General features: G+C 70.8%; 19 protein-coding genes. 4 read left to right on the top strand and 15 right to left on the bottom strand.

The features are described from left to right. Nucleotide 1: 1 nt before the first annotated feature. From AB0D14_RS14230 to AB0D14_RS14175, 12 genes are all read right to left on the bottom strand, one after another. A complete protein-coding gene (locus AB0D14_RS14230) occupies nt 2-1,090 on the bottom strand; it encodes a polyprenyl synthetase family protein (protein WP_362778573.1) in 1,089 nt (362 codons plus the stop codon). Nucleotides 1,091-1,143: 53 nt separating this feature from the next. Further along, a complete protein-coding gene (gene hpnE, locus AB0D14_RS14225) occupies nt 1,144-2,568 on the bottom strand; it encodes a hydroxysqualene dehydroxylase HpnE (RefSeq protein ID WP_362778292.1) in 1,425 nt (474 codons plus the stop codon). Further along, nucleotides 2,565-2,705 (bottom strand): DUF6380 family protein, encoded by a 141-nt coding sequence (locus AB0D14_RS14220; RefSeq protein WP_362778290.1) that lies wholly within the window; start codon nt 2,703-2,705, stop codon nt 2,565-2,567. The genes hpnE and AB0D14_RS14220 overlap by 4 nt, the downstream gene beginning before the upstream one ends. After that, on the bottom strand, nt 2,705-3,655 hold the full coding sequence (hpnD, locus tag AB0D14_RS14215) for a presqualene diphosphate synthase HpnD (RefSeq protein ID WP_362778287.1): 951 nt from the start codon (nt 3,653-3,655) through the stop codon (nt 2,705-2,707). Before hpnD ends, AB0D14_RS14220 begins: the two co-directional genes overlap by 1 nt. Then, nucleotides 3,652-4,554: a squalene synthase HpnC gene (hpnC, locus tag AB0D14_RS14210; protein WP_362778284.1), complete on the bottom strand. Its 903-nt coding sequence runs from the start codon at nt 4,552-4,554 to the stop codon at nt 3,652-3,654. Before hpnC ends, hpnD begins: the two co-directional genes overlap by 4 nt. A 384-nt stretch (nt 4,555-4,938) precedes the next feature. Beyond that, a complete protein-coding gene (locus tag AB0D14_RS14205) occupies nt 4,939-5,718 on the bottom strand; it encodes an ABC transporter ATP-binding protein (protein WP_362778283.1) in 780 nt (259 codons plus the stop codon). Next, nucleotides 5,711-6,646, bottom strand: a complete 936-nt coding sequence (locus AB0D14_RS14200) for an ABC transporter permease (RefSeq protein WP_362778281.1) — start codon at nt 6,644-6,646, stop codon at nt 5,711-5,713. The genes AB0D14_RS14205 and AB0D14_RS14200 overlap by 8 nt, the downstream gene beginning before the upstream one ends. A gap of 120 nt (nt 6,647-6,766) precedes the next feature. Continuing rightward, on the bottom strand, nt 6,767-7,660 hold the full coding sequence (locus AB0D14_RS14195) for a glycosyltransferase (RefSeq protein WP_362778279.1): 894 nt from the start codon (nt 7,658-7,660) through the stop codon (nt 6,767-6,769). Continuing rightward, nucleotides 7,657-8,385, bottom strand: coding sequence for a CDP-alcohol phosphatidyltransferase family protein (locus tag AB0D14_RS14190; RefSeq protein ID WP_362778277.1), 729 nt, complete (start codon nt 8,383-8,385; stop codon nt 7,657-7,659). Before AB0D14_RS14190 ends, AB0D14_RS14195 begins: the two co-directional genes overlap by 4 nt. 28 nt (nt 8,386-8,413) lie before the next feature. Then, the gene (locus tag AB0D14_RS14185; protein WP_362778275.1) at nt 8,414-9,475 is read right to left on the bottom strand and encodes an iron-containing alcohol dehydrogenase family protein; all 1,062 of its coding nucleotides are present in this window, start codon (nt 9,473-9,475) and stop codon (nt 8,414-8,416) included. Beyond that, complete coding sequence (locus AB0D14_RS14180) at nt 9,463-10,215, bottom strand: phosphocholine cytidylyltransferase family protein (RefSeq protein ID WP_210887711.1); 753 nt, start codon at nt 10,213-10,215, stop codon at nt 9,463-9,465. Before AB0D14_RS14180 ends, AB0D14_RS14185 begins: the two co-directional genes overlap by 13 nt. Then, a complete protein-coding gene (locus AB0D14_RS14175; RefSeq protein WP_362778571.1) occupies nt 10,212-12,023 on the bottom strand; it encodes a DUF5941 domain-containing protein in 1,812 nt (603 codons plus the stop codon). Before AB0D14_RS14175 ends, AB0D14_RS14180 begins: the two co-directional genes overlap by 4 nt. A gap of 292 nt (nt 12,024-12,315) precedes the next feature. Here AB0D14_RS14175 and galE point away from each other — a divergent pair, with 292 nt between their 5' ends. Both galE and idi read left to right on the top strand, forming a co-directional pair. Further along, complete coding sequence (gene galE / locus AB0D14_RS14170; RefSeq protein ID WP_362778273.1) at nt 12,316-13,284, top strand: UDP-glucose 4-epimerase GalE; 969 nt, start codon at nt 12,316-12,318, stop codon at nt 13,282-13,284. A 322-nt stretch (nt 13,285-13,606) separates the two neighbouring features. Further along, entirely contained in the window at nt 13,607-14,200 is a 594-nt protein-coding gene (gene idi / locus AB0D14_RS14165; protein ID WP_362778270.1) for an isopentenyl-diphosphate Delta-isomerase, read from the top strand. Between the two features lie 145 nt (nt 14,201-14,345). Here idi and AB0D14_RS14160 read toward each other — a convergent pair whose 3' ends face one another. Both AB0D14_RS14160 and AB0D14_RS14155 read right to left on the bottom strand, forming a co-directional pair. Beyond that, nucleotides 14,346-14,855 (bottom strand): ATP-binding protein, encoded by a 510-nt coding sequence (locus AB0D14_RS14160; RefSeq protein WP_362778569.1) that lies wholly within the window; start codon nt 14,853-14,855, stop codon nt 14,346-14,348. A gap of 156 nt (nt 14,856-15,011) precedes the next feature. After that, nucleotides 15,012-15,650: a DUF308 domain-containing protein gene (locus AB0D14_RS14155; RefSeq protein WP_362778267.1), complete on the bottom strand. Its 639-nt coding sequence runs from the start codon at nt 15,648-15,650 to the stop codon at nt 15,012-15,014. Between the two features lie 95 nt (nt 15,651-15,745). On the opposite strand from AB0D14_RS14155, the gene AB0D14_RS14150 reads away from it, so the two are divergent. After that, nucleotides 15,746-16,525 (top strand): enoyl-CoA hydratase-related protein, encoded by a 780-nt coding sequence (locus AB0D14_RS14150; protein WP_362778264.1) that lies wholly within the window; start codon nt 15,746-15,748, stop codon nt 16,523-16,525. On the opposite strand, the gene AB0D14_RS14145 is transcribed toward AB0D14_RS14150, so the two are convergent. Beyond that, complete coding sequence (locus tag AB0D14_RS14145; RefSeq protein ID WP_362778261.1) at nt 16,512-17,147, bottom strand: DJ-1/PfpI family protein; 636 nt, start codon at nt 17,145-17,147, stop codon at nt 16,512-16,514. The two genes, AB0D14_RS14150 and AB0D14_RS14145, sit on opposite strands and share 14 nt — an antisense overlap. Nucleotides 17,148-17,334: 187 nt before the next feature. Here AB0D14_RS14145 and AB0D14_RS14140 point away from each other — a divergent pair, with 187 nt between their 5' ends. After that, nucleotides 17,335-18,201 (top strand): hypothetical protein, encoded by an 867-nt coding sequence (locus AB0D14_RS14140; RefSeq protein ID WP_362778260.1) that lies wholly within the window; start codon nt 17,335-17,337, stop codon nt 18,199-18,201. The last annotated feature ends 43 nt before the right edge of the window (nt 18,202-18,244 follow it).

Below are 18,244 nucleotides of genomic sequence, written 5' to 3'. Positions count from 1 at the left end.
ATCATCTCTTTCGTACGACGACGAAGTCGGCGAGCTCCACGAACTGGGCCCGTACCTGGTCCGGCATGTGGATCGTGTCGAGCGCCTCGACGGCGACGGTGTGCTGTCGGCGCGCCTCCTGGGCGGTCCACTCGCGGCCGCCGGCCTCCTCGATGAGCGCGGCGCGCACGGCGAACTCCTCCTCGGAGAAGGTCTCGAAGTCGCTGCTCTTGGCGTCCGCGGCGAGCAGTTCGCCGAGCTGCTCGGAGGCCGGGCCGCCGGCCGCGAGAGCGGCCACGACGGGCAGGGACTTCTTGCGCTGGCGCAGGTCGCTCCAGGTCTGCTTGCCGGTGGCCACCGGGTCGCCCCAGATGCCGAGCAGGTCGTCGACGGCTTGGAAGGCGAGGCCGAGGTGGTAGCCGTACGTCTCCAGCGTGTCGGCCGTGCGGTCGTCGGCGCCGCCGAGGACGGCGCCGATGGAGCAGGCGCAGGCGAGCAGGGCGCCGGTCTTGTTGCCCTCCATCTCCAGGCACTCCTCGACGCTGACGCGGTCGCGGTGCTCGTAGGAGATGTCCTGGGCCTGGCCGTCGATCAGCGCGCGCGTGGCGGTGGTGAGGCGGCGCGTGGCGCGGCCCGCCTCGACCGTGCCCAGCTCCAGGAGCAGTTCGTTGGCCAGCGCGAACAGGGCGTCGCCGACAAGGATCGCCTGGGCGGGGCCATGCACCTTCCAGACGGTGTCCCGGTGGCGGCGCTGCTCGTCGCCGTCCATCAGGTCGTCGTGCAGGAGCGAGAAGTTGTGCACCAGTTCCACGGCGACCGCGCCCGGCACCCCCACTTCGGGAGCCGCGCCGGCGGCCTCGGCGGACAGCACGGCGAGGGCGGGTCGTACAGCCTTGCCCCCGTCACCCTCGGCGGGGTTGCCCGCGGCGTCGATCCAGCCGAAGTGGTAGGCGGCGACAGTGTCCATGGGAGGTGCGAGGCGGTCGATGGCCGCCCGCAGTACGGGTGAGGCCAGGGTCCGGCCGCGCTCCAGGAGCGCGGTCACGTCCACCGCGTCGGCAGCCTTCGATGCCGGGGGCACAGTGGGCACAGTCTCTCCTCTATTTGCGATACGGGGGGTGCGGGAGCCAGTACCGCGGCGGGCAGCCGCGCTCTGATCGAGCGTCACGCCGCCTCCTCGAAGACCTCGAAGAGGTGGTCTCGGGGCCGGCCCAGGGCATCCAGCACGGCGTCGGCCGCGCTCACGCCGCTGCGGACCGCACTCTCCATGGTCGCGGGCCACCCTGTGGCGGTCCACGCGCCGGCCAGGTACAGGCCGGGTGCATTGGTGCGGGCGCCGGGCCGCAGCCGTCCGACGCCGGGGGTCGGAGCGAACGTCGCCGTACGCTCCCTCGTCACGAAGAAGTCCCGGACCTCCGCGTCCCGGGCGTGCGGCAGCAGCCGCTCCAGTTCCGGCAGATAGCGCTCGCGCAGCGACGGGACGGGTTCGTCGATCTCGTCCTGCGCGGCCGACTGGGACAGCGCGAGGTACTGGCCCTGGGTGAGCCCGGACGCCTCGGTCCGGTCGAAGACCCACTGCACCGGGGAGCCGAGCGCGGCGAAGAACGGCCGACTGAGCACCTTTCGGTCGTACACGACGTGGATGTTGAGAATCGGCGCCGTGCCGATCTCCAGCAGTCGCCCGGGGGCGTCGAGTGCGCCCTCGGGCAGCAGATCGTGGGCCTCGCGCTGCGGTACGGCGAGTACGACCGCGTCGGCGTCGAGCGTCTCGCCGGGAACCTGAACGTGCCAACGTCCGTTCTCGTGTTGGGAGATGGAGGTGACGCGTGTACGGACTTCGGTACGGACGCCCGCGGAGTCGAGCGCCTTGCGGGCCAGCCGGTCGTGCAGTTCTCCCAGCGGGACGCGTGCCCAGCCGATGTCGGCGGCGCCCGGGGCGGAGAGCAGCCCGGTCTTGAACACCATCGCGGCGAGCCCGAGCGAAGCGTCGCCGGCCACCGCGTTGAGGGTGGCGACCCCCACGAGGTCCCACAGTGCCTCGACGGCCCGATCCGACTGACCGTGCGCGGCCAGCCAGCCGCCGAAGTTCTGCGCGTCGAGCGCCGGATCGGCGAGATCGAGTCCCTTGAGCGCCCATGCGGCACGGCCGACCTTGGCGCGCTCGGCGAGCGACAGATGCGGGTAGGTCGCGAGGCTGCGCGCCAGATGCAGCGGGACGGGCAACGCCGTTCGGCCGATTCTGCCGAGCCGTCGCCCGGGTTTCGCCCCGGCGTCGAGGACCGGGACGTCGAGACGGTCCTGCAGCGGCGCGAGGTCCGCTCCCTCGACGCGGTCGAGGAACCAGCGGTATGCCGTGCAGCAGCGCAGATACACGTGCTGGCCGTTGTCCACGGTGAGTCCGCCGCGCTGGAAGGAGAAGGCGAGCCCGCCGAGGCGGGGCCGGCCCTCGACCAGCGTCACCCGCACTCCCGCGTCGGCCAGCGCGAGCGCCGAGGTCGTTCCCGCGAGCCCCCCGCCGACCACTACGGCCGTCGCGGGGCGGTTCGACGCGTCGGCATCGAGCCCCTCGTCCTGCGTGGTGTCGTTCATCGTGCACCTTCCCCCGCGGCCTCGCCGTGCCGGTGGAACGGGGCACGGCCGACCGTTGAAGTCAGGGACGCCGTCCTCGACCGGAGGGTTGCGTGCCGTTTCCAGGCGCTTGGGTCATCTTCGCCCAGAGTGTCCATCAAGCGCGCCTCCTGACGGTTCGGCGCGAGACGTACCGGGCGTCGAGGCCGGAAAGGCCCCGTACGGCGACGTACGCCTTCTCGCGTCCGGGCAGCGAGACACGGCCGCGCAGGACCGCCTCCGGTTCGCGCTCGATGCGGTCCAGGAGGCGGCGGTAGATGCCGGCCATCGCGGCGACACAGGCGCCGCTGCGGCGGTCCAGCATCGGCAGCAGCCGGTAGCCCTCCGCGAAGAGCGCGCGGGCCCGACGCACTTCGAAGTGCACGAGGCCCGCGAAATCGGAGCCCTCCGGTGGACGCGGCCCGCTGAACCCGGCCGAGCAGCCGAACTTCGCCAGATCGTCCGCGGGCAGATAGGTCCGCCCGCCCTCGGCGTCTTCGCGAACGTCCCTGAGAATGTTGGTGAGTTGGAGAGCGAGCCCGAGCGTGTCCGCGTACTCCGACGCCCGCTCGACTCCGCGTGCTCCCGGTTCCGTACCGAAGACACCGAGCGAGAGCCGGCCGATGGCCCCGGCGACGCAGCGGCAGTAGACCTTCAGGTCGTCCCAGGTTTCGTACGTCTCGCCACGGACGTCCATCAGGACGCCGTCGATGAGTTCGTCGAGGCCGTCGAGCGGGACCGGGAAGTGGTCCGCCGTGTGCCTGAGGGCGACGGCTACCGGGTCGGTGTCGTCCTCGTCCACCGACCGGTCGCGGATCCGGGCGAGCAGCGCCCGGGTGTCCTCCAGCCGCTTCGCCTTGACCTCGGGCGCCAGCGCGCCGTCACCGATGTCGTCGACGCGCCGTGAGAACGCGTACAGCGCAGACATGGCACGGCGCTTCTGCGTCGGCAGCAGCCTGATGCCGTACGCGAAATTCCGGGCCTGCTGCCCGGTGATCGCCTCGCAGTAGCCGTAGGCGGCGAGTACCGGTGGGGACATGTGTGGTTCCGACTCCACGGTCCGGATCACCCCTCTCCTCGCAGAGTCACTCCCACCTCGCGCAGCAACTGGATCTTGCCGGGCTTCGGCGGGCCGGGAAGTACGTCGTATTCGGCGGCGGCAATCGCCCGGATTGCCGCTCTCCCTCCTGCCACGAACCCCGCGAGCAGCAGCTTCAGCCTGCCGTGGACGCTACCCACGAGGGGGGTGCCTTCATTCAGGAGATACCGGGCGCGTTCTGCTTCGTATGCAACCAGTGCGCGCACCGATGCGCCTGCCGTGGGTGTGGCGAGATCCGCCTCCTGGACGTGAAAGCGCTTCATGTCCTCGGAGGGGAGGTAGATGCGGTCGCGGCCGAGGTCCTCGGCGACGTCCTGGAGGTGCTCGACGATCTGCAGGGCCGTGCAGACGGCGTCGGAGCGGCGGACCCGCTCGGGGGTCGAGGTGCCGGTGACGGAGAGGACCAGACGGCCGACCGGGTTGGCGGACAGCTCGCAGTAGGCGAGGAGGTCGTCGTATGTCTCGTACCGCTTGACGAGCTGGTCCTGGCGGTTCGCCGCGATCAGACCGAGGAAGGGCCCGGGGGTCAGGCCGGCGCGGCGGACCGTCGGCTGGAGGCGGCGCAGGATGGGGTGGTCCGGAGTCGAGTCGAAGACCTTGCGCAGGTCCGCCTCGAAGGCGTCGAGCAGGACCGACCGGTCCTCGGCCTCCTCGGGCGGGACGCCCAGGAGGCGGGCGTCGGCGCCGCCGGGGGCCAGGTCTCCGTCGCCGATGTCGTCGACGAGCCGGGCGAAGCCGTAGACGGCCATGAGGTCGGCGCGCCAGGCCCTGGGAAGGAAGAACGGTGCCACGGGAAAGTTCTCGCCCGCGGCCTTGTCGAGGGTCCCGCGCTCCGGGTCACCGGCGCGATCCGTCCCGACTGGCGTCACCGCTCGCTGCCCGGGCCGGGAACGGCACACGCACAGACGGCACACGCACAGCGGGGCTGGAGAGTTTCCGTAGCCATAGCCGTCACATCTCCCGTTCTACACTGCTGACCCAATGGTGCCTATTTCGGACACGCCGCCCGGTCGTCCGCGCAGCAGACCCTATGCCGGGTGTCGCGTATTATCGCCCCACTTGCCGCGAATCAGCACCGGTACAGCTTACGTTGTACAACCCGACATGCCCCGCCGGGGTGTCCTGCGCATCACAAGAACACACCGATTGGCCTCAAGATTCCTAGGGGTGCCGGGAGTTGGCTTTTCCTTTGCAGACGCAGGGCCCCGCCGAACCGTTCCGGCGGGGCCCTGCGTTCTTTTGTGCGGTTCGCGCTACTTGCCCGTGAACTTCTCGTATTCCTTGAGAACCTCGCCGGTCGGGCCGTCCAGGCGCAGCTCGCCGCGCTCCAGCCACAGGACGCGGTCGCAGGTGTCGCGGATCGACTTGTTGTTGTGGCTGACGAGGAACACCGTGCCGGCCGACTTGCGGAGCTCTCGGATGCGGGCCTCGGAGCGCTTCTGGAAACTGCGGTCGCCGGTGGCCAGGGCCTCGTCGATCATGAGGACGTCGTGGTCCTTGGCGGCCGCGATGGAGAAGCGCAGCCGGGCGGCCATGCCGGAGGAGTAGGTGCGCATGGGCAGGGTGATGAAGTCGCCCTTCTCGTTGATGCCCGAGAAGTCGACGATGTCCTGGTAGCGCTCCCTGACCTGTTCCCGGGACATGCCCATGGCCAGTCCGCCGAGGATGACGTTCCGCTCGCCGGTGAGGTCGTTCATCAAGGCCGCGTTGACACCCAGGAGCGAGGGCTGGCCGTCGGTGTAGACGTGGCCCCGCTCGGCCGGGAGCAGTCCGGCGATGGCCCGCAGCAGGGTGGACTTGCCGGAGCCGTTGGATCCGATCAGGCCGATCGCCTCACCGCGGTAGCTCTTGAAGGAGACACCCCGCACGGCGTGCACCTTGCGGACGCCCCGCTCCTCGCCGCGCTTGAATATGCGGCTGAGGGCGGCGGTGGCGCTGCCCTTGCCGGTCCTGGCGCCGTTGACGCGGTAGACGATGTGCAGCTCGTCCGCGATGACGGTCGGGATCAGTGACCCGGTGTTCTGCTCAGCCACGGCCGTAACGCTCCTCAGCCTTCCAGAAGTACACGAAGCCGCCGACGGCGACGAGGACGGCCCAGCCGCTCGCGACCGCCCACACGTGCGGCGGCAGAACCTTGTGGGCAGGACCGTAGCCGTCGATCAGCGCGAAGCGCATCAGGTCCATGTAGATGGCGGCCGGGTTCCACTGAAGGATGTCGGCGATCCACTTGGGGTGCTCGGCGAGCATCAGGGGGATCGAGAACATGACACCGGACGCGTACATCCACGTACGCATCACGAACGGCATGAGCTGGGCCAGGTCCGGGGTCTTGGAGCCCATCCTGGCCATGATCATCGCAAGGCCGGTGTTGAAGAGGAACTGCAGGGCCAGCACGGGGACGATCAGCAGCCAGGACAGTCTGGGGTAGCTGCCGAAGCCGATCGCCACGACGAACAGCACGATCATCGAGAAGAGCAGCTGCTGGAGCTGCTGCAGCGAGAACGAGATCGGCAGCGCGGCGCGCGGGAAGTGCAGCGCGCGGACCAGGCCGAGGTTGCCGGAGATCGCCCGCACGCCCGCCATCACCGAACTCTGGGTGAAGGTGAAGGTGAAGACGCCGGTCACCAGGAACGGGATGTAGACCTCCCGCTCCATGCCGCGGTCGGCCTTCAGGATCAGGCCGAAGATCAGGAAGTACACGGCCGCGTTCAGCAGCGGTGTGGCCACCTGCCACAGTTGGCCGAGCTTGGCCTGGCTGTACTGGGCGGTGAGCTTCGCCTGCGAGAAGGCGAGGATGAAGTGACGCCGTCCCCAGAGCTGGCGGACGTACTCGACGAGTCCGGGCCGGGCGCCGCTCACGGACAGCCCGTACTTGCCGGCGAGGTCCGCCGCGGAAAGCCCTTCGTCGGGGGACGGAGGGGCGCTCACAGCGACGCCGCCGTCATGCGTTGTCTCACTCACAGTGGAAACTTTCGTCCTCAGGATGCGCGGCCTGGTGGGGCGTAGGCCAAAGACAGGGACCGGGACCGGGGTACGGCAGGGACCGGGGTACGGCCCGAATGCTCTCAGACATCGAGCTTGTCAGATGACGGGTGGTCGGCCCAGTCGGGTCAGGCGCCATACCGTACGCCACTTCATGGGGCGCCGGGGGCCGCACGGGCTGGTCCAGCCCTCCTTGAAACCGCCGAACCAGGCCTTCAGGGCCGGGCGGGAGGGGCGACGGGCGAGCGTGAGCAGCATCCACACGCCGAGGTACACGGGGACCAGCGGGGCGGGCAGGTTGCGGCGGGCGAGCCAGACGCGATTGCGGGCGACCATCCGGTGGTAGACGGCGTGCCGCGAGGGTGCGGTCGTGGGGTGGTTGAGCACCATGTCCGAGCGGTAGTCGATCATCCAGCCCGCGTCGAGGGCCCGCCAGGCGAGGTCGGTCTCCTCATGGGCGTAGAAGAACTCGTCGGGCAGTCCGCCGACCTCGGCCAGCACCTTCGTACGGACCGCGTTGGCGCCGCCGAGGAAGGTGGTGACGCGGGAGTTGCGCATCGGGTCGGAGGCGCGCAGCCGCGGTACGTGGCGCCGCTGGGTGATCCCGGTCTCGGGGTCGGCGATGCGGAAGCTGATGATGCCGAGCTCCCGGTCGTTCTCGAACGCCTGCCGGCAGAGCTCGGCGGTGTCGTGGTGGGCGAGGAGACCGTCGTCGTCCAGGAAGAGCAGCACGTCCACGTCGGTGCCACCGGGGCCGAACGCCTCGATGCCGACGTTGCGGCCGCCGGGGATGCCGAGGTTCTCCGGCAGCTCGACCGTACGGACACCGGGTATGGACCCCGTGACGTCCGGGACGGGCGAGCCGTTGCCGACCACGACCACCTCGACCGGGTCGCCGTCCTGCTTGGCGACCGAGTCGAGGAGGGCGCGGAGTTCGTCGGGGCGGTTGCCCATGGTGATGATCACCGCGCCGACCTTCGTGGCCGTGCTCACTTCAGCCTGCTCGAAGCGAGGATGGACACCAGGTGCAGCAGGGTCTGCAGCAGCGCGATGCCGGCCAGCACCGCGACGCCGAGCCGCGAGAAGAACAGGTCGTCCCTGACCGTGTCCAGGACCGCGAGGACCAGGATGAGCAGGGAGGCCTCTATGCCGAGGACGAGCCGGTGGAACTTGAGCGCGCCGGCGGCCCGGCGGGCCAGCGCCATGCCGGAGGAGCGCGGCTCGGACGCCGACTCCTGGACCGGCGCCTTGCCGGTCTGGTGCCGGGCGACCCCCACTAGGTCGGTCTCGGACTTGATCAGGACGGCGCCGAGGGCGGCCAGGGTGCCGAGGAAGGCCCACAGCCAGTCGATCCGCCCGGTGCCCCACAGGTCCGCGGCGCGCAGGCCGAAGCCGACCAGGACCGCGGCGTCGCACAGGTAGGCGGCGACGCGGTCGACGTACACCCCGGTCATCGAGTACTGCTTGCGCCAGCGGGCGAGCTCGCCGTCGACGCAGTCGAACAGCAGGTACAGCTGGACCATCAGCACGCCGAGCACGGCGCCCGGGATGCCCGGCACGAGCAGGGCCGGGGCGGCGAGCACGCCGAAGACGGTCATCACGTAGGTCAGCTGGTTGGGCGTGACCCGGGTGTTCACCAGGTGCCGGTCGATGCGCAGCGAGATCTCGCGCATGTAGAGCCGGCCTCCCCAGTGCTCGCCGCTCCGCCGGTCCTTCACACCCGGGGGGTGGACGACCGGGCGGAGTTCAGCTACCGATGGCTTTTGCATAGTCGGCGTATGCGTCCCTGATCTGCTCGGTGGAGAGGGCGAGGTGTTCGAGGATGGTGTAGCGGCCCGGCCGGGTCGACGGAGCGAACTCCACGACCTGGACGAACTCGTCCGGGGTGAAGCCGATCTCCTCCGGCAGCACGGGCAGGCCGTGGCGCTGCAGGACCTCGGCCATGTACGCGGACTCCTCGCGGGCACCGCGCAGGTGCATCGCGAAGGCGGCGCCCAGACCGCACTGCTCGCCGTGGCTGGCGGCGCGCTTGGGGAAGAGCAGGTCGAAGCCGTGGTTGATCTCGTGGCAGGCGCCGGACGCCGGACGGGAGTCGCCCGCGACGGACATCGAGATGCCGGTGAGGACCAGGCCCTCGGCGAGCACCTGGAGGAAGGCGTCGTCACCGACGCCGCCCGGGTGCCGCAGCACGGCCTCGCCGGCCTGGCGGGCCATCGCGGCTGCGAGACCGTCGATCTGCTCGCCCTTCTCGCGGTTGGCCAGCTCCCAGTCCGCGACCGCGGAGATGTTGGACACGGCGTCGCCGATGCCGGAGCGCACGAAGCGGACCGGGGCCTCCCGGATCACGTCGAGGTCGATGACCACGGCGATCGGGTTCGGCACACCGTACGAACCGCGGCCCGCGTCGTTGTCGAGGGTCGCGACCGGTGAGCACAGGCCGTCGTGCGAGAGGTTCGTCGCGACGGCGACCAGCGGGAGGCCGATCCGGGCCGCGGCGTACTTCGCGCAGTCGATGATCTTGCCGCCGCCGAGGCCCACGACCGCGTCGTAGTGCCCCTTCTTCATGGCGTCGGCGAGCTTGATCGCCTCGTCCAGGGTGCCGCCGCCGACCTCGAACCAGTCGGCGCCCGGCATCGCCGGGCTCAGCCGGTCGCGCAGCTTGGCGCCCGAACCGGCGCTGATCGCGACGGCCAGCTTGCCGGAGTGCGAGATGCGCTGGTCGGCGAGGACGGCCGAGAGGTCGTCCAGGGCACCCGGTCGGATGTCCACGACGACCGGCGAGGGGATGAGCCTCGTCAGTACTGGCACGCGATCACACGTCCCTTGGCGAGGTCCTCGTGGTTGTCGATCTCGACCCACTTGACGTCGCCGATGGGGGCCACGTCGATGCGGAAGCCGCGGTTCACGAGCTCCTGGTAGCCGTGCTCGTAGAACTGCTGCGGGTCCGTCTCGAAGACCGTCTTGAGCGCGTCGGCCAGCTCGTCGGCGGCGTCGCCCTCGATGAGGGTCACGCCGATGTACTCACCGGTCGCCTCGGCGGGGTCCATCAGCTTGGTGATCTTCGTCATGCCGCCCTCGGGCCCGACGACGACCTTCATCTCCTCGTCGGCGAGGGACTTCACCGTGTCGAGGGCGAGGATGATCTTCTTGCCGTCGCCGCGGGCGGCGAGCAGCGTCTTCTCGACGGAGACCGGGTGCACGGTGTCGCCGTTGGCGAGGATCACCGAGTGCTTGATCGCGTCACGGCCGCACCACAGGGAGTAGGCGTTGTTCCACTCCTCGGCCTTGTCGTTGTCGATCAGAGTGATCTTGACGCCGTACTTCTGCTCCAGCGCCTCACGGCGCTCGTAGACGGCTTCCTTGCGGTAACCGACGATGATCGCGACCTCGGTCAGGCCGATCTCGGCGAAGTTGCCGAGGGTGAGGTCGAGCACGGTGATGCTGTCCTCGTCGCCTTCGGGTCCCACCGGCACCAAAGCCTTGGGCAGGGTGTCGGTGTAGGGGCGCAGACGCCGTCCGGCGCCGGCAGCCAGCACGAGGCCGATCATGCGGGTTCTCCTTCATCGTGTACGGCGGGTGCGCCGCGCCTGTGGGCGGTCACCCAGAAGCGGATGCTCTCGAAGAGCACCAGCAGTGCCACGGCCACGGCGAGAGCCGTGAGCGCGACCTTGAAATCTTCGGCGGCGAGCAGCACGGCCAGGACGGTGATCAGCAGCGTCCTGCCTTCGTGCCCGCCGATCGCCCGCACCAGCCAGTGCGGAGGCGCGCCGGCGTTGCCGCGGATGCGGTACACCGTGTCGTAGTGATGGTAGGCGACCGCGGCGACGAGCCCGAAAGCCGCCGGAAGCGCGCCGTTCACGTCGGCTTTGGCCGCCAGTACCAGAACGGTGCCGTATTCGGCGGCGCGCAGCACCGGCGGGACGAGCCAGTCCAGGGCGCCCTTGAGGGGCAGCGCGACGGCGGCGCCGGAGGTGAGGACGTACAGCACGGCGGCGAGGGCGGACCAGCCACTGCCGTAGTCGGCGGTCCAGGCCGCGGCGACGAGGATCACCGCGCCCGGCAGCGCGATCAGCAGGCGCGATCCGAACGGCGGTGTGGCGGGCAGCTTCCCGAGCAGCGAGGCACAGGCCCGTGCGAGCGGGCCCGAGTCGGTGAGGTCCGCCAGCGCCTGGACGGCCCGGTCGGTGCGCTGTGCCTTGCGGGTCACCGACCGCAGGACACGGCCCGCGGTGGTGTAGCACGCGGCGAAGGCGCACCCGATCAGCAGCACATAGAAGGTGATACGGGGTGTCGTGACCGCCGTGAGTACGGCGATCATCGCCCAGCGCTCACCGATGGGCAGGACGATCATCCGCCGCAGCCAGACCGTCCAGCCGACGCTGTCGAGCTTGCCCGAAAGGGCGGCGGTGGGGCTGGTGTTGGCGGCCGTGCTGTCGGCGTTCGCCTCGTTGAAGGAGAAGTCGACGACGTGCCGGCAGGTCTGCAGGACCATCGCGCCGAGGGCCAGCGCCCACACGTCGTCCCCGCCGCGGGCGGCGCCGAGGGCGAGGCCCGCGTAGTAGGCGTACTCCTTGGCGCGGTCGAAGGTCGCGTCGAGCCAGGCGCCGAGCGTGGAGTACTGCAGGGAGTAGCGGGCGAGCTGGCCGTCCGTGCAGTCGAGGACGAAGGAGAAGAGGAGCAGCAGGCCCGCGGCGACGAAGCCGGCCCGGGTGCCGGTCGCCGCACAGCCGGCCGCGATCAGCGCGGTGAGCAGCGACGCCGTGGTGACCTGGTTCGGGGTCAGGCCGCGGCGGGCGCACCAGCGGGCGAGGTAGCGGGAGTACGGGCTGATGCAGTACGTGGTGAAGAAGCCGTCGCGGGACTTCACAGCGGTACGCAGCCGGATCGCCTCGTCGTCCACGGAGGCGACGGCCTGGCGGACCTCGTTGCGGGCCTGGGGATCCCTGGGGACCTCGGCGACGAGTTCGCCCAGCTCGGGGCGGTGCAGATCGGTGTCGAGGGCCTCCGCGACGCGGTCGGCGAGGATGCCGACCACCACGGAACCGTTCGACGCGTCACCGGAGGCGGTGCGCAGCGCCCTGGCCAGCGCCGGACGGGCCGCGGGCCGGGCGGTGACGGCGCCGGGGATCGCGGCGGCCTCGAAGCGGGGGTCGGTCAGTCCGAGCCGCAGCGCGTGGACGTGTCCCATGAAGCGGGCGTCGACGACGGCGACCCGCTGGTCCGCGGGGACGGCGGCGAGAAGCGTCTCGGCGTCGGCCGCGTCGGCGGCGGCCCGCACGTCGAAGCCGAGCGACCTCAGATCGCCCTCGATCGACGATCCGGGGGCCGGCTGACCGGTGAGGATGGCGGTCGACAGACGAACTCACTCCTCCGGGTTCCGGCGTGCGCGACGCCGGGCATGTGCGTGGTGGGGGTGCGCCTCGGGCCAGGTACGGCCGGGCGGCATGTCGGCAGAGGCTATCGGATGGTGGGAAGCGGCCGTTCACCGCCCGTTCACGGCCCGATCAACACGTTCCGATCGGCGCGTCCGCCGCGATCATCATCGTGGATTCGGGCCCCGGCCCACAAACCACGGCCTATTACGACGCAATTCACGGCATAGCTCCCGTGCCCCGTGAAGGCGGCGGACCGGCATAGGGTGAGCACCCATGACATGGCTGATCACAGGTGGGGCCGGATACATCGGGGCGCACGTGGCGCGGGCCATGGCCGAGGCCGGGGAGCGCGTGCTCGCGCTCGACGATCTCTCGGCCGGGGTTCCCGCACGGCTGCCCGACGGGATTCCCCTCGTGCGGGGTTCGGCGCTGGACGGGGAGTTGCTGAAACGGGTCCTCGCCGAGCACGCGGTGACGGGTGTGGTGCACCTGGCCGCGCGCAAGCAGGTCGGGGAGTCCGTGGAGCAGCCCACGCGCTATTACCAGGAGAACGTCGGAGGGCTCGCCACGCTCCTGGACGCGGTCGCCGGAGCGGGTGTGGAGCGTTTCGTCTTCTCCTCGTCCGCTGCCGTCTACGGCAACCCGGACACGGAGCTGATCACGGAGGACACTCCGTGCGCTCCGATGAGCCCCTACGGCGAGACGAAGCTCGCGGGTGAGTGGCTGGTGCGGGCCGCGGGCCACGCGCACGGCATCAGGACCGTGTGCCTGCGCTACTTCAACGTGGCGGGCGCCGCCACGCCGGAGCTGGCGGACACCGGCGTCTTCAACGTGGTCCCGATGATCTTCGACCGGCTCACGCGCGGCGAGTCCCCCCGGATCTTCGGTGACGACTATCCGACGCCGGACGGCACGTGCGTACGCGACTACATCCATGTCGCCGACCTCGCCGAGGCGCATCTCGCGGCGGCCCGGCGGCCGGCCTCGACGGATGTCCCGGGTGATCTGACGGTGAACATCGGCCGCGGCGAGGGTGTCTCGGTGCGCGAACTCGTGACGCTCGTCGGCGAGGTCACCGGTGACACCCGTCCGGTTCTCGTCGAGCCGCGCCGACCGGGTGACGCCCCGCGTGCGGTCGCCTCAGCGGCGCTGGCCGCGGCGGAACTGGGCTGGACGGCCCGGCGCGGGATGCGCGAGATGGTCGAATCCGCATGGCGGGGCTGGCAGCTGCACCACTCTTGACGATCCGGCGTGCGCCCGGTGGTGGAGGCACCCCGCGCGGGTGAGGGCCGGTCGGCAGGCGTGGTGCACCGACTGCGCGCTACGGCGTACGGCCCGGTTTCGCGCTGCGGGCGAAGGGGCGAAACTCCCGGTCTGGACGATTCCATGCCGGTTGCGGCGGGAACGATCAGTTGTCCGGCCCTTTTCGGTGTCCGGCCGGTACGGGGCGTGATGTCCGGTTCGGTCGCGCGGCGGAACCGGACGTACGGGACCCCGCGTGGTGCCGGGAGTGCCGGTCCCGTACGGCAGACTTGGGACTTGAAGACCGATGCGAAGGATGGGTATGCCGATCACTCCTGCCACCGCGACGCACAGTTCGTCGAACGGCACCGCTGAAGCCATCTTGCTCGAACTGGTCGACGAGGACGGCGCCACGATCGGCACGGCGGAGAAGCTCACGGCCCATCAGCCGCCCGGGCAACTGCACCGGGCGTTCTCCGTCTTCCTCTTCGACGAGCGGGGCCGGCTGCTGGTGCAGCAGCGGGCGCTGGGCAAGTACCACTCCCCCGGTGTCTGGTCCAACACGTGCTGCGGTCACCCGTACCCCGGCGAGGCGCCCTTCGCGGCGGCCGCGCGCCGGACGCACGAGGAGCTGGGGGTCTCGCCCTCACTCCTGGCCGAGGCGGGCACGGTCCGCTACAACCACCCGGACCCGGCCTCGGGACTGGTGGAGCAGGAGTTCAACCACCTGTTCGTCGGGATGGTGCAGTCCTCTCTGCGGCCGGACCCCGAGGAGGTCGGGTCGACGGCCTTCGTGAGCGCGGCCGAGCTGGCCGAGCGGCACGCGAAGGACCCGTTCTCGGCATGGTTCATGACCGTGCTGGACGCCGCCCGGCCCGCGATCAGGGAGCTGACGGGCGACTCCGCGGGCTGGTGACCTCGGGTTTCCGCGCCCCGGAAGGGGCGCGGCACACGTCATGGCGGCGGCACACATGTCATGACAGCGGCACACCTCATGGCGGGGCACACCTCATGGCGGCGGCCTGCATCATGGCCGGCGCTCAGGCCGTTCGCGCGAGGCTTCAGACCGCTCGCGCGACGGTGAGGGGCAGCGCCGACCAGATCACCTTGCCTCCCGTCGCCGTATGCTCCACGTCGCACCACCCGCCCGCCTCTCGCGTGATCTCGCTGACCAGGAGGAGGCCGCGGCCGCCCGTCCGGCCGTGGTCGGCTTCCAGGGCCGTCGGGCGGTACGGATGGCTGTCCTCGACGGAGACCCGCACCCACTCGGCGCCGACGGCGACCTCGACGGCGAGCGTCGGGGAGAGCACCGCCGCGTGCCGGACCGCGTTGGTCACCAGCTCGGAGACGATCAGCAGCAGCCCGTGGACGACGTCGTCCGAGACCGGTACGCCCTGGCGGACCAGCAGGTCACGGACCGCGTGCCGCGCCTGCGGTACGGAGGCTTCGACGGCGGGAGCACTGAATCGCCAGACGCCCTCGTACGGCAGCGGGCCGGGTGGTCCGGCATCGGGGGACGCCTCCTCACCGCGTTCAGGACGGGGGCCGGACCCCCGCCCCTGGTCGTCCATCGTCCGGTCGCCGCCCTTGCGCTCGATTGTCACCACACGTCGAGTGTTGGTAACGCGCTGGTCCGTGCCGGATAACTGAACAGAAGTCGGCAACTATCGATATTTTTTGATCGCCTCCGCATGGCGCCGTCAGCTGCGCGACGAGTCCTGTCCGTCTTATGGCGATTCCCGAACTCTTCCGGTTGTACGGGTTTGGTCCGAGACGAGACTGACGATGCGCCGGCCACCGTATCCGGTCGCCACCAGGCCGAGCCCGTCGAAGAGCAGCGCGAGCGAGAAGAAGGTGCCGATGACGTACTTGCTGCTGCTCGGCCAGGACGCGAGCACGAGGATGCCGAGCAGCAGACCGAAGGCTCCCTGCACGAGCGACCAGCCGAACTGGGGGCCGCGCACCACCAGGCTGCCGACCAGCCGGAAGACACCTCCGGTCAGGAACAGCAGCGCGGCGAACATGGCCAGCGCCTCGGCGGCTGCCTCGGGCCTGCTGATGATCACGACGCCCGCCGCGATGTTCAGGGCAGCGACCACGACTCCGAGCCAGAAGAAGTTGGAGGCGCGGGCCTGCACCGCGTGCAGCAGACCGACCACGCCGCCGATCAGCAGCAGCCAGCCGAACAGCAGCATCGAGGTCAGCGTGGCGACCCCGGTGTAGACGAGCCCGACCAGGCCCGCGAGCACCAGGATCACGCCGAGCGCGGCGAGCCAGCCGAAGCTGCGGCTGAGCTTCGCGGTCTCACCCCCGGCCTTGGCCGCGGATGTGGACTTGGCTGCGGACCGGAACCTGGACCTGGCCATCAGCGCCTCCTCGGACTGCCTGTCTGCCCCCTGTCCTCACGCCTACCCGCCCCCTTCTTGATCGTACGTTCGAGGAGGACGGATAGCATCCGGCCATGGAGCCGCAGCTGCTGCACAGCGTCGCCGACGGGGTCGCCACCGTCGTCATCCACCACCCGGCCAAGCGCAACGCCATGACGGCGGACATGTGGCGGGCGCTGCCACCCCTGCTCGACACGCTGGCCGCGGACCCGGCCGTCCGCGTGCTCGTGCTCACCGGAGAGGGCGGGACGTTCTGCGCCGGGGCCGACATCTCCTCGCTGCGGGATTCGGCCGGGGAGGCACAGAACCTCGCCGTGGCGGCGGAGGAAGCGCTGGCCGCGTTCCCCGGGCCTACGCTCGCCGTCGTACGCGGCTACTGCGTGGGCGGAGGATGCCAGCTCGCGGCGGCGTGCGATCTGCGGTTCGCGGACGAGCAGGCGTCGTTCGGGATCACTCCGGCGAAGCTGGGAATCGTCTACGCGGCGTCCTCCACACGGCGGTTGGTGTCCCTCGTGGGGCCCGCCACCGCCAAGTACCTGCTGTACTCCGGTGAGTTGATCGACACGGGACGAGCGCTGCGCACCGGCCTGGTGGACGAGGTGCTGCCCGGCGCCGAACTGGACGACCGGGTCGCGGAGTTCACGCGGATCCTCGTGTCCCGCTCGCAGCTGACGCAGGCCGCGGCGAAGGAGTTCGCCGACGGCCGCACCGACCGGGATGCCTACTGGGCGAGGCAGGCGCGGGAGGGCGGCGACACCGCGGAGGGCGTCGCCGCCTTCCTGGAACGCCGCTCGCCCGAGTTCCCATGGACCACGTCGGCCACGTCGGCCACGTCGGCGGCTAGGAGAGGTTGAACCGGCTCCGCGAGCGGAGCCGCTCGACGAGGTGCGCGGGCGCCTTCCGCGGGGAGCCCGCGTCGTAGGGCGGCTGGGGGTCGTACTCCACGGCCAGCTGTACGGTCCGGGCGTGCTCGTCGCCCGCGATCCTGCCGAGCAGCGTGAGACCCATGTCGATCCCGGACGAGACGCCGGCGGCCGTGACGTACTTGCCGTCGGTCACGACCCGCTCCTCCGTGGGCTCGGCGCCGAAGCGCCGGAGATGTTCGAGGGCCAGCCAGTGCGAGGTGGCCCGGCGGCCCGTCAGCAGTCCGGCCGCCGCGAGCAGCAGTGAGCCGGTGCACACGGACGTCGTCCAGGTGCTCGTGGCGTCGGCCGTGCGCAGCCAGTCGAGGAGGATCTCGTTCTCCATCTGCGGAGTCTGGCCGGGACCTCCCGAGACCACCACGATGTCCGGGCGCGGGACCTCGGCGAAGGTCCTGTCGGCCGTGATGGCGAGGTCGCCGGTGTCCGTACGGACGGGTCCTCGGTGTTCGGCGACGAAGACCGTCTCCGCGTCGGGGAGGCGGCCGAGGATCTCGTACGGGCCGACCGCGTCGAGGCCCGTGAAGCGGTCGAAGAGGACGATGGCGATCTGCATGAAGGCCTTTCGTTTTCCTGCGGCGGACGAATAACCTCGCCCTTTCTCGCACGCGCCCGGCCTTGCCCGCCAGGTGTTTTGTGCCGAGCGGAGGCGGGCGTGCCCTGCGCGCCCTGTCCGGACGGACACGGGGCCGGATGGGCGCCCCCTCTTTTCTGCGTACTGACCAGTCGGTAACGTGCGAGGCATGATGACAGTTCTGCCGGAGCGTGCCGGACGCCGATGCCACAACGTCCTCAATCCGCTGCACTCGTGCCACTACTTCTCGCCCGATCTCGGCCAGGAGCTGGCCGAGATCGGGGTGACGGACCGCAGCGCCGCGTACTTCGCGGTGCGCGCCGCGGCCATGGGGCCGGTGGGGGCGGGCACGGTGACGGCGACGTTCTACAACTTCCGGCACGAGCTCGTGGCGCGGCATGTGCCCGAGGTGTGGCGGATCGCCTCTCCGGAGGTGGTCCTCGCGGCACGCGCGCGTGCCGCCGACTCGACGCTGCGGCGGCTGCTCGGAGACGAGGTGATCGCCTCGAAGGAGGTCGCCGAGGCGGCGGGGCTCGCGCTGCGGGCCGCCGAGGCGTGCACCAGGACCGCCCGCCCGCTGTACGCCGCCCACGCGGACCTGCCGGTACCCGACGAGCCGCACCTCGCGCTCTGGCACGCGGCCACGCTGCTGCGCGAGCACCGGGGCGACGGGCACCTCGCAGTGCTGCTCGGCGCGGAACTCGACCCCATGGAGGCGCTGGTGAGCCACACCGCCACCGGCAGGGGCATGGCGCCGAAATGGGTCCTCTCCACCCGTGGCTGGCGCCGCGAGGACTGGGACGCGGCCACCGGGCGGCTCCAGGAGCGGGGGCTGCTCACCGCCGAGGGCGAGTTGACGCAGGGCGGTGTCGCCCTCCGCCAGGAGATCGAGGCCCGGACGGACCGCCTCGACACGGCCCCGTACGAGCATCTGGGCGCCGCGGGCGTCGACCGCCTCACGGAGCTGGCCACGGAGCTGGTCACGGCGGCGATGGCCGCCGGCGCGTTCCCGGAGGGCATGATCGGCAAGAGCTGAACACGCCCCGCTCACACCGGCCCTGGCCGGCCCCGGGGTTCAG

The organism is Streptomyces sp. NPDC048484, from assembly GCF_040651415.1.
GTDB lineage: Bacteria > Actinomycetota > Actinomycetes > Streptomycetales > Streptomycetaceae > Streptomyces.
Note: the sequence above shows the minus strand (reverse complement) of the source record. Positions and strands in the feature narration are given on the sequence as shown.

Bases quoted from the DNA above. Each gene is read 5' to 3' on its own strand.
- hpnE (WP_362778292.1), bottom strand. From the start codon at position 2,568: ATGAACGACACCACGCAGGACGAGGGGCTCGATGCCGACGCGTCGAAC.
- AB0D14_RS14220 (WP_362778290.1), bottom strand. From the start codon at position 2,705: ATGGACACTCTGGGCGAAGATGACCCAAGCGCCTGGAAACGGCACGCA.
- AB0D14_RS14180 (WP_210887711.1), bottom strand. From the start codon at position 10,215: ATGATCGGCCTCGTGCTGGCTGCCGGCGCCGGACGGCGTCTGCGCCCC.
- galE (WP_362778273.1), top strand. From the start codon at position 12,316: ATGACATGGCTGATCACAGGTGGGGCCGGATACATCGGGGCGCACGTG.
- idi (WP_362778270.1), top strand. From the start codon at position 13,607: ATGCCGATCACTCCTGCCACCGCGACGCACAGTTCGTCGAACGGCACC.
- AB0D14_RS14160 (WP_362778569.1), bottom strand. From the start codon at position 14,855: ATGGACGACCAGGGGCGGGGGTCCGGCCCCCGTCCTGAACGCGGTGAG.
- AB0D14_RS14155 (WP_362778267.1), bottom strand. From the start codon at position 15,650: ATGGCCAGGTCCAGGTTCCGGTCCGCAGCCAAGTCCACATCCGCGGCC.
- AB0D14_RS14150 (WP_362778264.1), top strand. From the start codon at position 15,746: ATGGAGCCGCAGCTGCTGCACAGCGTCGCCGACGGGGTCGCCACCGTC.
- AB0D14_RS14145 (WP_362778261.1), bottom strand. From the start codon at position 17,147: ATGCAGATCGCCATCGTCCTCTTCGACCGCTTCACGGGCCTCGACGCG.
- AB0D14_RS14140 (WP_362778260.1), top strand. From the start codon at position 17,335: ATGATGACAGTTCTGCCGGAGCGTGCCGGACGCCGATGCCACAACGTC.